General features: G+C 41.9%; 10 protein-coding genes. 4 read left to right on the forward strand and 6 right to left on the reverse strand.

Annotated features, from left to right (window positions below; translation table 11 throughout):
• The first annotated feature begins 2 nt into the window (after positions 1–2).
• The 3 genes from ABD772_RS05710 to rseP all read left to right on the forward strand — a co-directional run bounded on the left by ABD772_RS05710 (position 3) and on the right by rseP (position 4,156).
• Positions 3–1,544 carry a GH3 auxin-responsive promoter family protein gene (locus tag ABD772_RS05710; RefSeq protein WP_345101642.1) on the forward strand — a complete coding sequence of 514 codons (1,542 nt, stop codon included), beginning with the start codon at positions 3–5 and terminating at the stop codon, positions 1,542–1,544.
• Positions 1,545–1,615: 71 nt separating this feature from the next.
• Positions 1,616–2,794, forward strand: coding sequence for a 1-deoxy-D-xylulose-5-phosphate reductoisomerase (locus tag ABD772_RS05715; protein WP_345101644.1), 1,179 nt, complete (start codon positions 1,616–1,618; stop codon positions 2,792–2,794).
• Between the two features lie 3 nt (positions 2,795–2,797).
• A complete protein-coding gene (rseP, locus tag ABD772_RS05720) occupies positions 2,798–4,156 on the forward strand; it encodes an RIP metalloprotease RseP (protein WP_345101646.1) in 1,359 nt (452 codons plus the stop codon).
• A 98-nt stretch (positions 4,157–4,254) separates the two neighbouring features.
• Here rseP and ABD772_RS05725 read toward each other — a convergent pair whose 3' ends face one another.
• The 4 genes from ABD772_RS05725 to ABD772_RS05740 are packed head-to-tail and all read right to left on the reverse strand — an operon-like array spanning position 4,255 to position 8,879.
• The gene (locus ABD772_RS05725; RefSeq protein WP_345101648.1) at positions 4,255–4,842 is read right to left on the reverse strand and encodes a DUF4199 domain-containing protein; all 588 of its coding nucleotides are present in this window, start codon (positions 4,840–4,842) and stop codon (positions 4,255–4,257) included.
• A gap of 17 nt (positions 4,843–4,859) precedes the next feature.
• Positions 4,860–5,528, reverse strand: a complete 669-nt coding sequence (locus tag ABD772_RS05730) for a hypothetical protein (protein WP_345101650.1) — start codon at positions 5,526–5,528, stop codon at positions 4,860–4,862.
• 2 nt (positions 5,529–5,530) lie between these two features.
• Positions 5,531–6,787, reverse strand: a complete 1,257-nt coding sequence (locus ABD772_RS05735; protein WP_345101652.1) for a dihydroorotase — start codon at positions 6,785–6,787, stop codon at positions 5,531–5,533.
• Positions 6,788–6,797: 10 nt separating this feature from the next.
• Positions 6,798–8,879, reverse strand: coding sequence for a BatA domain-containing protein (locus tag ABD772_RS05740; protein ID WP_345101654.1), 2,082 nt, complete (start codon positions 8,877–8,879; stop codon positions 6,798–6,800).
• 95 nt (positions 8,880–8,974) lie between these two features.
• Here ABD772_RS05740 and ABD772_RS05745 point away from each other — a divergent pair, with 95 nt between their 5' ends.
• Entirely contained in the window at positions 8,975–9,691 is a 717-nt protein-coding gene (locus ABD772_RS05745) for a DUF72 domain-containing protein (RefSeq protein WP_345101656.1), read from the forward strand.
• Here the strand turns inward: ABD772_RS05745 and ABD772_RS05750 are convergent.
• A complete protein-coding gene (locus ABD772_RS05750; protein WP_345101658.1) occupies positions 9,688–10,422 on the reverse strand; it encodes a hypothetical protein in 735 nt (244 codons plus the stop codon). The genes ABD772_RS05745 and ABD772_RS05750 overlap by 4 nt on opposite strands.
• A gap of 32 nt (positions 10,423–10,454) precedes the next feature.
• Positions 10,455–12,758, reverse strand: a complete 2,304-nt coding sequence (locus tag ABD772_RS05755; protein WP_345101660.1) for a family 20 glycosylhydrolase — start codon at positions 12,756–12,758, stop codon at positions 10,455–10,457.
• Positions 12,759–12,790 lie beyond the last annotated feature (32 nt).

Genomic DNA, 12,790 nt, shown 5'->3' on the forward strand with positions numbered 1-12,790 from the left:
TGATGGGTTTAAAAGCCATATTAAGTAAGGTATTTGCGGCGTGGGTTAATCATGATCTTAATCGCATCCGCAAAGATGCAGTGTTATTACAGCAAAAAACTTTTAAGAATCTGATCAATCAGGCTACAAACACCTCATTTGGTCATGATCACCATTTCAATCAGATCAAAATCTACGAGGATTTTAAAAAACACGTCCCAATCCGCGACTATGAGGAGCTTAGCCCTTACATTACGCGTGTGACCAATGGCGAAGAAAATGTACTTTGGCCAGGCAAGCCCACTTATCTTACTAAAACCTCCGGCACCACATCGGGCGTAAAATATATTCCCATCAGTAAAGAAAGTATGCCCGAACACATCAAGGCTGCACGCAACGCTTTGCTGGCTTACATTCATGAAACCGGTAAGTCTGATTTTGTCGATGGTAAAATGATCTTTCTGCAGGGCAGCCCTGAGCTTTCTGAAAAGGCGGGTATACCAACCGGTCGCCTGTCGGGTATTGTCGCTCACCATGTACCGCCCTATCTGCAAAAGAACAGGCTGCCAAGCTATCAGGTAAACTGTATCGAAGATTGGGAGGAAAAGGTTGATGCCATAGTTCACGAAACGGTTGACGAAGATATGCGCCTTATATCGGGCATACCGCCCTGGTGCCAGATGTATTTTGACAGATTGTCGGCTATGTCAGGCGGTAAAAAGGTTAGGGACATTTTTCCAAACTTCAAGTTGTTTGTATATGGCGGCGTTAATTACGAACCTTATCGCTCACGTATTGAGGACAGTATTGGATTTGCGATAGATACTATTGAAACCTACCCGGCGTCCGAAGGATTTATTGCTTTCCAGGATTCGCAAAGAGAAAAAGGCTTACTGCTATTGGTCAACTCTGGTATATTTTATGAGTTTATACCCACTGATGAATATTTTAATAAAAATCCGACACGTATCAGTTTGGCGGATGTGGAGCTGGATAAAAATTATGCGCTGATTTTAAATACCAACGCCGGTCTTTGGGGATATAGTATTGGCGATACCGTTAAGTTTATATCTAAAGATCCATACAAAATATTAGTGACCGGACGTATTAAACATTACATTTCTGCGTTTGGAGAACATGTTATTGGCGAAGAGGTTGAATATGCGTTGATGAGCGTGGCGAATGAGGAAAATGTTGATATTGTAGAATTTACCGTCGCACCGCAGGTAAACCCGGCTCAAGGCAAACTGCCTTACCATGAATGGTTTATCGAGTTTGGCTCTGAGCCGAAAGATCTGAAAGCTTTTGCATTAAAAGTTGACAAAGCTTTACAATCAAAAAATATTTATTATTTTGACCTTATTGACGGTAACATTTTGCAACCTTTGATTATTCAAAGCTTAAAAAAAGATGCGTTTATAAACTATATGAAATTGCAGGGTAAGCTGGGCGGTCAAAATAAGGTTCCGCGCTTGTCTAACGACAGGAAGATTGCAGACGGATTGAAAGGATGTATAGCCCCTACCAAACCCTCCCCGGAAGGGAGAGCTTCAGCAGGCATTTAGAAATATATTAAGATTAACAAAAATCTTCCCTGCGGGGGAGATCAGAGGGGGCCGATTTGAATAATAATAGTTTGAAAAATATAGCCATTCTTGGCTCTACAGGAAGTATCGGTACACAGGCTTTAGAAGTGATTGTCGAAAACCCTTCGCTCTTTAATGCTTACGTTTTGACAGCACATAGCAATGCTGATCTGTTGATACAGCAATCGTTAAAATTTAAACCGGCCTATGCTGTTATTTGCAATGAAGACAAATACACCCAAGTTAAAAAGGCTTTAGCCGGCACCGCCACTAAAGTTTTATCGGGTATTAAAGCTATTATTGATATCGTTACTGATCCGCAGATTGATATTGTATTAACGGCTATGGTTGGTTTCGCAGGGCTGGAACCCACTATATCGGCCATTAAGGCGGGTAAAACCATCGCGTTAGCAAACAAAGAAACGCTGGTTGTAGCCGGCGGGTTAATCACCAACCTGGCCAAACAGCACAATGTCAAAATACTACCGGTTGACTCTGAACATTCAGCTATTTATCAATGTTTGATAGGCGAAGATTACAGTTCAATCGAGAAGATCATCCTGACCGCATCAGGTGGCCCCTTTCGCGGTAAAACCGTGGCTCAATTGGCTAATGTTACACGCGAACATGCACTGAAGCACCCTAACTGGATTATGGGCGCAAAGATCACTATTGATTCGGCTACGCTGATGAACAAGGGTTTAGAGGTTATTGAGGCTAAATGGCTATTTGATTTATCTGCCGACCAGATCCAGGTGATTGTGCATCCGCAGTCTATTGTTCATTCATTGGTGCAGTTTGAGGACGGATCAATCAAAGCGCAAATGGGTTTGCCCGACATGAAGCTGCCGATACAATATGCTCTGACCTATCCAACCCGTTTAAAAACCAACTTTAAACGTTTTGATTTCATAGATTATCCTGAACTGACATTTGAAAAACCAGACCTGATGACGTTTCGTAATTTAGGTTTTGCGTTTGAAGCTTTGAACAGAGGCGGGAATATGCCATGCATTGTGAATGCAGCTAATGAGATTGCGGTTGCCGGATTTTTGGCTAATAGTTTAAGCTTTTTGGCGATGAGTGAAATTATTGAAAGCTGTATGCGTCACATTGATTTTCATACCCAGCCTACGCTTGACGATTATTTGAATACTGATAAAGAAACACGCATATTTGCGCAAAATTTAATAAAACAAATGCCGCAAAAGGCATACAACGTAATATAAAGAATGAGTATAGTAATAATGATTGGCCAGTTTATACTGGGAATTTCGATTTTAGTGATTTTGCATGAACTGGGCCACTTTTTAGCTGCGAGGGCTTTTGGTATTAAAGTAGATAAGTTTTACCTGTTTTTTGATGCCTGGGGATTTAGCCTGTTTAAATTCACCTATAAAGATGTTGAGTACGGCATAGGATGGCTGCCCTTGGGTGGCTATGTAAAAATTGCCGGTATGATAGATGAGTCAATGGACACGGAGCAAATGCAAGGCGAGCCGCAACCTTGGGAATTCCGCTCAAAACCTGCCTGGCAGCGTTTAATTGTAATGCTTGGTGGTGTTTTTGTGAATATAGTTCTGGCTATTTTTATTTTTTGGATGCTTACTGCGCGTTTAGGGGATAGCTATATAGCTAACTCAACCGTTAAATATGGCATTGTACCGGGTGCTGTTGGTAAAAAAATTGGCTTGCAGGCAGGCGACAAGATCATTGCGATAAACGGTCAACCAGTTGACCGTTTTGAGGACCTGATGGGCGCTAAAGTATTACTTGACCATACCGTATTAACTGTACAACGCAATGGCAAGGACTTTGCCATTACCGTACCTTCTAATATCATCAATGACCTGTCTGATAACAGCCCTGGCCAATTTATCAGCCCGCTCCCACGTGCCAGGTTCTCGATTGATTCGGTAGTAAAAGGCAGCAACGCGCAAATAGCCGGAATAGTGAAAGGCGATAGCGTGACAGCTGTAAACGGCATTAAAATTCAATTTTTCGATCAGTTACAGGCCGAGTTGAAAAAGAACATTAACAAGCCTGTATTACTGGAAATTAAACGTGGCAATGCGTTTAAAACCCTAACCGTCAATGTAAATAAAGATGGCACACTGGGCATGAAAGACGGTGGCTTTGGCGTTGCTGCGCACTTTGATCTGCCAGAAGAGAAAACGATACATTATGGCTTTTTCGGTTCACTACCGGTTGGTGCAGAAAAAGCTTGGGAAACTTTCGCAACCAACGCCAAAGCCATAGGCAAAGTGTTTAAAGGCGATGCTAAATTTGGTAAAATAATTGGCGGGCCTGTTGCTATTGCTACTCAGTTTGGCAAAGAAATAATATGGGTACGTTTTTGGACTATGGTTGGCCTGCTGTCAATAGCTCTGGCATTTACAAACTTATTGCCTATCCCTGCACTCGACGGTGGGCATGCAGTGTTTCTGATTATTGAAATGATCAAAGGCAAACCACTTAGCGATAAATTTTTAGAACGCTCACAAATAGTTGGATTTGTCCTAATAATATCATTAATGGTATTTGTATTTGGTAATGATATTATCAAAATAGTATTGAAAAGCAAACCGTAATCGATAACTGACCAATCAAATAATAAATTAAAACCAAACAAAGAAGCCGTCCGGATTGTCCGGACGGCTTCTTTGTTTATGATCGTATTAATTATTCGCTAAACTGTGGGGTCAATAGCATCTTCAACAGTAATTGGTCTTTGTTTTTTTATGCAGGCAGCTACAATCAGATTTAATATAACATAAAACAGTAAGCCGAAGCAGAATGCAGTAGCTTCATTTTTTAGAGTAGGCAACAACTTGGCTTTAAATTCTCCGTTCTCAAACATTTTAGTAGTCTGATCGATCTTTTCCTGATCCATACCCATTTTTGCCAGTCGCTGAGACATCACCGTTTCAGAGACGTCATTAATTTTGGTTGGCATATCAGGATCAACAAATTTAAACAGAACGAAGCCGTAAAAAATGGTCAGGATTAAAATAAATACAGACATCGTCATCAATCCTCTGAACGCTTCGCCGAAACTCCAGTAACCTCCTATTGCTTTTCTTATCTCGATGCCCAAAATCACAATCAATGCTATGCCGATAATACCATTGAGCAATTGTATCCATAAATTGGTAAACATCATCAGCGGATCAATAATTCTGAATACTACTGATAATACGATTGAAATGACACCTATTAAAAGGCCATATCTTACACCAAGTTTCCCTATGGTGGCTTTTCTTACGTTATTGTCCATGGTGACAAATAATTAGGTTAAACAAATGATTCAAGTATGCTAAATACAGCCATGTCAAAATCCTTGTTTACGGCTTTGGCTGCAATTTGGTTCTTTTCGTCTGTAGTGGGTTGCGGGTTCTGGAAAAAGCACATCAGCGGGTAAAACAGCTCTTTCAATTCTGAATCTTGAGAAAGCTTACCGGCAACGTTCGCGATTTCATCAACAGGGCTTTCCATCAATATCTGGTGAGCAATTACCGGCTCATAAATACGGTATTCGTCCTGAAATTCGTCCTCATCAACCAGCAAAAACTCCTTCAAATAATCTTCGAGTTCGGGTTCAATGTCTTCGTCTTCGCACTCGTTAAGATAAAGCAGCAGGTTTAAAAGCTCTGTACCTCTTTCCAGCGTTTGTTCCTCGATATCTTCCCATTCAGGGCTGTCCAGATAATCTTCTTCCAGTTTTTTAACATCAGCGCTAAAGAAATTGATCATCAGCAAATCAAAAAACACCTCACGTAAAACGTCAAACTTAGGGTGATTATCAAATAACTTATCCAGGGCATCAACTTTACTTAAAAAGTTATTTTCCAGATCAAATACAGATTTGAACTGACCTGTAATTTCCGAACTGTCATTACCACTGTATTTTGAAAAAGCTTCCAGCGCTGCGCCCAGTGCTCTGTCTATTTTTGGATCGATCATTTTTATTTTGATTGATATACTTTGTTATTGTTACAAGTTAATAAAATGCGGCCTTTAAGGTTCTGCCCCAGGTAAGGCGAGTTGCCAGATTTTGATAGATTATTCTCTTTATTGAAATTCCATTCAGCATTACTGTCAAACACTACAAGGTTTGCTTTTTGCCCGGCTGCAATAGTTGGTACCGCAACTTCCAGGATATTTCTTGGATTGACAGCTAGTTTCTCAACAATAAGGGCTATATCCAAACCAGCAAGTAAAGCCAGTGAAAATGCTGTTTGCAATCCAATTATACCAAACTCGGCTACCTCAAACTCGACATCTTTAAATTCTATCTCGTGCGGTGTATGCTGAGATACAATAGCGTCTATAACGCCATCTTTTAAGCCTTTTAACAACGCATTAACATCGGCACGGGTACGTAGTGGCGGTTTAACTTTATATTGGCTGTCGAAGCCTGCTAAAGCTTCATCTGTCAGCACCAGGTGGTGTGCCGCCACATCGCAGGTAACTTTGAGGCCTTTCTTTTTTGCTTCGCGAATCAAGTTCACCGAGCGCGCTGTAGATATGGTTGTAAAATGGATCTTTGAATCAGTATATTCAGCCAGGTAAAGATCGCGGGCAATCATTAGTTCCTCGGCTAATGAAGGGATACCTTTCATACCCAGCAGCGTACTCATTTCGCCTTCATTGACTTTCGCCTTGCCTGCAATAGCCGCATCTTCAGGATAAGAAAACACTGTAGCTTCAAAGCCTTTAGTATAAAGCAGAGCCCGTTCCATTAAACCAGAATCCTGCACAGGCCGGTTACCGTCTGTAAAGGCTTTAGCACCGCTTTGATACATATCGTACATTTCTGCCAGATCTTTACCCTCGCGCTTTTGAGATAAAGTGCCCAGCGGATAAACATCTACTAGATTGTTCTTGGCACGGTTGAATAAATATTCAACCTCGGCTTTTGAATGTACCGGCGGTTGAGTATTTGGCATCAATGCAACGCCGGTAAAGCCACCCGCCGCCGCAGCAGCAGTACCGGTTTTCAAATCTTCTTTAGTCTCCAATCCCAATTCGCCGATATTGCAGTTCAAGTCAAAAAAACCAGGCGATACCTGTTTGCCTTTTGCATCGAATACCTCAGCGTCGGCTTGGATGTTTTTAGCAACTTCTGCAATTTTTCCGTCTTTTATAAAAATATCAGCAACTTGTTGATTAAAAAGCGAGTTAGGGTCAACAATAGTAGCGGATTTGATAAGCAAATTCATTTGTGCTGCTTTATGTGTGGATTGAGGTTGATTTTTGTTGTTGCGAAACCTGTTTATCGGCAGTGGTTTTGATGTTTACATACCGGGTAAGCAATATTTCAGCAGCCAGAAAAATCAATGCCAAAATTATACAAAGTTTCCATAATTGCACACCAAAATCTGCCTGGCTTATAATATCTTTTACGGCCCCCCGGGTTGGTTCAATGACATTGCCCCTATCGGCCAATATTTTATCCAGTTCAGGCGGAGTATAATAATGTAGGTCAGACTCGCTCCTGTTATCATTAAAAGCCATTACAGACACGGTGCTGTCCTGTCGTTTTAAATCATACAAACCCGTTTCCTGTAACTGATCAGATACATACAGTAATGTACTCCCTTCTTGTTGTTTCACATCAGGGATGACACTTTCCTTTCCTTTTACCAGTTTCAGCAACTGTTTGTCGGACGATTGAACCGGCGGGGCCTCAATAGTTTCATCATGGCCGAGTAAATAAAATAAAGGCTGATCATGTCCGCTTAATAACGCTATCCTAAACATAATCGGTACAAACAGGGCATGGCGCGGCAGATTGCTGAAATCTTCATTTAAAGGCACAGCGGCTACATAAACTTTTCCTTTGCCACTGTTATATCCGGCCCAAAATGCACCACCACCCTGAAGCTGCATTAAGTTTTCGTTAATACCAGGCGCCAAACTCAGCTGATAGTATTTTTTAATAACCGGCAGATCGGGATTTTGCGGAAAATCCTCAAAAATATTTTTGAACACCGGATTTTGTAGGTTGAGTGAGGATACCTTTATATTTTCGGTAAGCAACTTTTCGGGATAAGCCGCAACCATTTGCTGTAAAAACGCTTTGTAATTAGTTATATCCGCGTCAACAGCAGGGAATACGGCCAGTGTGCCTCCCTTACGCACATAAACTTTTAATTGCTGGGCTAAACCGGCCGAGAGCGCCTTAACGTCGCTCAATACAACTAAAGGATAATTACTCAGTGCTGAATAATCAACATTGCCATCGGTAGTACGCGAAGCTGTAAAAAACTGGTCGGTACTAAACAGCGCTTTTAAATATGGGTTAGCAGTGCCGCCATCAATCAGCAGTACCGGCATTTGCTGTTTTACATTGAAGCTGAAATAAAACTGGTTATCAAAAGTAACCGGGTTATCCTGCAAGGTAATCTCGCCGCGCTGCCAACCTGGTTTAAGGCCCGAAAACGTCAGCGTATCATTTTGTATCGCGTGGGCATTAATGGTAAATCCACCCAAAGCCTTTTGTTCGCCATTGATGGCTAATTTAAGCGGAATTTTAGTCGAGCTTTCATTGGCGTAATTATGCAGTCGTACCACCAATTTTTCAGTTTCACCCGGGCGGTGGATTGCACTAAGCAGCCAAACCGAATCGACAGCTACGTTAGCCGGCGTATTTGCGCTCAACTGCACCAGGCTTACATGTATCCCGGTATCTACTTTTAAACGCCGGCCGTTGGATATGTTTTTCTGAAAATCTGAAATAATATCAATAGTTCTGCTGGCACCGGGCTGCATGCTCAAAAGGCTTTGCTGACGATCAATAACCTGTTGCAGGCTACGATTACGTGGACTGATATGTACGACATCAACTGCATCATCGAACTCATCGCGACTTAATAATCGCTGGTGCTTACCTTCAAAATCCTGCGTCAATAACTGAAACTTATCATTCATAGAATAAGCCGAGGCTATCTCTTTGGCACGTCGCTTAGCTTCGTCAAGTAAGGAGCCCTCCCGATTAAGGGCCTGCATAGAGTAAGAGTTATCTATAAAAATGCTGATCACTCTTTGTGTACCTGCTTTAGTGTTGGTATGGTTAGCGATATAGGGTCGCGCAAAGGCCAAAACCAGGAAAGTTAACACCAGTAAACGTGCAGCCAGGATAAGTCGCTCTTTTAAGTTGCGACGAGACGATTGCTGCTCCTGTATCTCTTTTAAGAACTGAACATTACTAAAATAAGTTTTCTGATAGCGCCTGAAATTGAACAAATGAACCAATACCGGTATAACCAGCGATACTAATGCAAATAAGAAAGCAGGATATATAAAATGCATTATTGGCTCAATAGGTGATTATACAAATGTGCAAAATTAGGGTTAACAATCTTTCATTCATCAAACAAAAATTTGGCGACGGGGGTTACTCCAGCATGGAATGGTATATCGGATGTTCAGGTTTTCATTATAATCACTGGAAGATCAAATTCTACCCGGAGGGTTTGCCGCAGCGCAAATGGTTTGATTACTACTGCGAACATTTCAAAACACTTGAACTGAATGTTACTTTTTACCGTTTTCCTCAATTGTCGTTTTTACAGACCTGGTACGGCAAAAGCCCCGCCGATTTCAGGTTTTCGGTTAAAGCGCCAAGGGCTATTACACACTACAAAAAGTTTAATGATGTCACTGATTTGATCACCAGCTTTTACGATACTATCAATAACGGCTTGCAAGAAAAGCTAGGTCCGGTTTTGTTTCAGATGCCGCCGAACGTTCATTATAACGAGGAGAAGCTGGATAAGATTATTAATAGCCTAAATCCCACATTTAACAATGTATTGGAGCCGCGCCATGTAAGCTGGTGGCGTGATGATGTTTACAAAAAACTGGCCGAGCACAACATTGCTTTTTGTGGAATGAGTCACCCTAGCTTGCCCGATGAGGTGATTCAAAATGCGCCGTCGGTGTATTATCGCTTTCACGGTGTACCTGAATTATATCGCTCGCCTTATTCGAAAGAGTTTTTACAAAAAGTTATAGATACGGTGAAAAATAATCCTAACACCCAACAAGGCTGGTTCTATTTCAATAATGACTCGGCCGTATATGCCATTTACAATGCTAAGGAAATGATGAGCCTGGTTTAACGGTGATGGTGCTTCTTCTTTTTATGGGAAACCTCTTTATGATGTTTTTTTGTTGTTTTTTTTGCTACTGTCTTTTTTGCTTTTGTCGATTTCTTTTCTACCGGCTTAGTTTCCTGCACAACGGCTTTGTCGTTGACCGATGTTGAGTCTTTACTTAGCTGTTTTACATTAAAGCTATTGCTGCTCAGACTGTACTCTAATTTACGTTGCGCCCCGGTTGGTTTCGCCGACGGGCCGCTGCCTTTGTAAATCGGAAACTCACGTATCAGCTTTCCTTCAGAAATATAAAAATTATCATTGCCACGATAACCTTTACGCTGCGAGCTGCTTAGTTTTGGAAAATCCAGTTTTTGCACTTTGCTTTCGTAAAACTCGTAAGCGTACATGGTAGTATAATTAATAGTATCCTTACGTTTAGCCTGGATTAAAATTTCAGGATGACCGTCAATATCCATATCAGAATTATACGCGTCTACTATCTGTCCATTGATATCACCTGTAGTGGTAGTATATTTTCTGGTGATAGAGTCTGAGTGCAAGATCAAAAGCGAGCTGGTATCCACACCACCACGCCCCCAACTTAAAACATCGTAATAATTCCCCGGCGATACTTCGATCAATTTATGAAACCTGAAAGGGTCCATTACCACCGGAGCTTTTGGCATATTGTCAACTAGGGGCTTTTTTTCTTTGTGCGAGCAGCCCGTCATAGCTGCGCACCCTATCAGCATAAAAATATAAGACCTTAAACGCATAGCAACTTTTAGTTAAATAGCAGATCAGAGCCTAATTCGCCCGTCGGTTTACCCGGGATAGTGATAAACGCTCTGAGGCTACCCGTTGTCCCGATATTAAAATATTTCAGGGTAAATTTATGATACCCCTTTTGTAAAGCAATAGCGCCGCTTTTAGCATTGATTGGATGTCTGCCATCATTATCAACCACCAGCTGATTATCAATCAGTAAAGTCGAGCCGTCATCAGACGAAGTCGCAAAACCATAAACGCCATCATTATCAATACGAACGTACCCATTATATATTATCGCAAAACCGCCACCTTTTCTAAACTGATTGATATTAAAGCTTTTAGCTATCAGTGAATCGGCGCCGTCAGCAGACATCTTGAAATCGTTAGTACTATTGTACTCACCCGGAATCAGTTCATAACGTAAACCGGGGGTTGTTCCTGAAAACTGAACCGGTGGCAAAGGTGCTTTATTATAAATTACGGTTTTGGTAACCACACTGCGTTTACCGGTTGGGGTGATTACAATGGTTTGCAGCTCGCGATATTGATCAGTCGGTACGCTGTAAGTTTTTGGCAGGTTGTATTCTATATCCGTTTCGCGCGGGGTGTACCCATCAATGGTATAATACACCTTCGCTCCCGTTACTGATGTTTTGAGGTTTACAGTGAGGGTGCTGCCAAAGCCTACCGAATCTTTGGCGCCGATAGCTGTAGGCACGCGATAGTCAAAGCCCTTCTTATCTAACCATGCCAAATGGTTTGGCAAACGTACTTCTGAAAAATCTTTAAAATCCTTGTTGGCCAACTGGGTCCATGCAACCTCAGATACAGCAAACATACGCGGTAACAGCATATATTCTACCTTATTTTCGGTGGCAATGTACTCTGTCCACAAGTTGCCCTGAACGCCTAAAATGTATTTCTTCTGATCGGGAGTTAAAGCCTCCGGAGTAGGATCATAACGATAAGTTTTATCAAGCGGAGTATAGCCGCCAATGCTCAAAGGTTCGGTGCTCAATTTACCTTGTAAGGCATCCAGATACATGCCGCCGCTGCCCGGGGTCATAATAACGTTATGGTTTTGTCTGGCTGCTTCTATACCCCCCTGTTCGCCTCTCCAGCTCATTACAGTAGCATTTGGCGCCAAACCGCCCTCCAGTATCTCGTCCCAGCCTATAATGCTGCGGCCTTTTGAGTTTACGAATTTCTCAATACGTTGTATAAAATAGCTTTGTAAGCCATGCTCATCTTTTAGTTTTAACTTTTTAATGAGTTTTTGGCAAAACTCCGATTCTTTCCAGGCATCTTTAGGTGCTTCGTCGCCACCAATGTGAATGTATTTGCTTGGGAAAAGATCGATCACTTCGGTCAGTACATCTTCCAGGAAAGCAAATGTTTTTTCTGACGGGCAATACACGTTTTTGAAAACACCCCAGGTGCTTTGCACCTGGTAACCCGAACCCGGCTCACAACCCAGTTCGGGATACGAAGCCAGTGCTGCCATAGCGTGGCCCGGCATCTCAATTTCGGGCACAATAGTAATGTACCTGTCGGCGGCATATTTAATAATGTCGCGGATCTCATCCTGAGTGTAATAGCCGTCTACCGGAGTGTCGTCAAACTGCTGCGGAGTGCGGTCATGATAGTTGCCTATAAGGGTAGCCGGGCGATGGCTGCCTATCTGAGTAAGTTTTGGATATTTCTTAATTTCTATACGCCAGCCCTGATCGTCAGTTAAATGCCAATGGAAGGTATTGAACTTGTAAGCAGCCATCAGATCGATGTATTTCTTTACAAACTCCGCCGTAAAAAAATGACGGCAAACATCCAGCATCAAACCACGGTATCCAAAGCGCGGGTAATCTTCAATTTGCACACAAGGTAATTTAGCAGTCGCACCTTTATTGGCTGGAATTAATTGTATTAAAGTTTGTATGCCATAAAACATACCTGCGCCTTTGGCGGCTATAGTAACGTTAGTTGGGGTAATCGTCAAACGGTAACCTTCTGCAGGAAGACCGTCGGTACCTGCGCTGGTTAACACAATGCTGTTATTCACGGTTTGTCCGCTGTTATGTTTAACAGGGATGTGCAGCATGGCAGTATTTTTCAGATAATCAGCAAAAAAAACGACTGCTTTATTGTTTACTGAATCCGCCAGAAAAGCGGTTTCCTGACTTAGTACAAAACTACCAGATGTTTTTCTGACAGATACCGGAGCCGGAATGATCCCCAGGTTTGGATTTAAGTCTTGAGCCTGTGTAACGGCAGCAAAGCCAACAGTAGTAACCAGTAGCAGAATGATTCTTTTATACATAATTATAAATTGGTCAATAATTTAAAGATGGT

The organism is Mucilaginibacter panaciglaebae, assembly GCF_039539265.1.
GTDB classification, from domain to species: domain Bacteria; phylum Bacteroidota; class Bacteroidia; order Sphingobacteriales; family Sphingobacteriaceae; genus Mucilaginibacter; species Mucilaginibacter panaciglaebae.